Genomic DNA, 1,197 nt, shown 5'->3' with positions numbered 1-1,197 from the left:
CGTTCAAGTCCTCGTGTTCCTGCTGCCCGTCCTGATCGCGTATGTGTTCTTCCGCACATCGTTGAACATTCCGGAGTTGGACTTGTCGAGTTTGACGATTGAACCAGGACAAATGATCGTCGGAGCCCTCCTAGCCATCGGCGGGTTCGCCTTGTTCACCGGCACCCTCGTCGCGATCGGTGCCGTCATGCCGACTGCGAAAGATGCCGGCAGCTTGTTCTCCGGACTGATCGTGCTCATGATCGTCCCGCTCTACGCGCTCTCATTAGTCCTGTCTGACCCACACAGTCCTGTCGTGCAGATTTTCACGTATTTTCCGTACTCGGCACCGATCACCGCGATGCTGCGCAATGCGTTTGGCTCCCTCGCCGGCTGGGAAGCAGCCATCGTCATCATCGAGCTCTTCCTCCTTGCCGCGCTTGTGCTGCAAGTCGCCGCCCGCCTCTTCCGATACGGATCCATTTCCTACACCAGCAAGGTCTCCTTCAAGACGGTCTTCGCGCGACCCACTGGGAGCGCCACCCGCACGTAACCCGCGGGGTGACCAACGAGCATTACGTACCCATTTGGTCCCTCCAGCTTGCCTGGGCGGGGTGAGCGCCACCAGCGATTGCTAACCCAGCTCGAGTGCGTCGACCGCCACAGCCCATGGGTAGGCCTGGATCGCTTCCTCGAATGTCGGAGCTGCGCTTCGGTCGGGGAGAGCCTCCACCTCCGTGCTCACAAGCAGGACCGCGCACATATCGGTCGCGGGTTCGGTGAGGAAGTCCAGATGCACAGAATGGCCGTCGATAGTCCCGAACACCACCGAGCTGAACGGGCCCGCAGGCTTCGACATGGCAGGCACAAATTCAACGCCGAGGAGCGCGAGCTCGACGTTGACGAGCTGAACCAAGGGTTCCGTGCCGAGCACTGTTATCGCGCTTGCTTGAGGTGACTCAGACACGACAGCAGCACCAGCCTCGCCGTCAGTCGCGCGCTCAACAGCAGAGGCCCACACCCACACTCGATGGATACCCCGAGCTTCCCACTCGACGTAGACAGCGCGCTGCGTCCAAGCCAGGGCCACACCTCGCACACGCTCGGCAACGGCCGGGTATCTCACCCAAGCAAGCACCTGAGTGGGGTCCGTCGCCACGGTGACGTGGAGCTCACCTAGCTCATCCGGGGTGAGGCTGAACGGGCGCGGCACGAACT

At 61.8% G+C, this 1,197-nt stretch carries 1 protein-coding gene and 1 pseudogene; one reads left to right on the top strand and one right to left on the bottom strand.

Features of this window, described 5'->3' with window-relative positions; translation table 11 throughout:
* On the top strand, window positions 1–532 hold a 532-nt coding region (locus CXY78_RS00020), incomplete at its 5' end, for an ABC transporter permease (RefSeq protein WP_158253218.1).
* A gap of 81 nt (window positions 533–613) precedes the next feature.
* Here the strand turns inward: CXY78_RS00020 and CXY78_RS21305 are convergent.
* A pseudogene (locus CXY78_RS21305) lies at window positions 614–1,197 on the bottom strand (hypothetical protein); the annotation flags it as partial.

This window comes from Cryobacterium sp. N19, assembly GCF_002929595.1.
Taxonomy (GTDB): Bacteria; Actinomycetota; Actinomycetes; order Actinomycetales; family Microbacteriaceae; genus Cryobacterium; species Cryobacterium flavum.
Note: the sequence above shows the minus strand (reverse complement) of the source record. Positions and strands in the feature narration are given on the sequence as shown.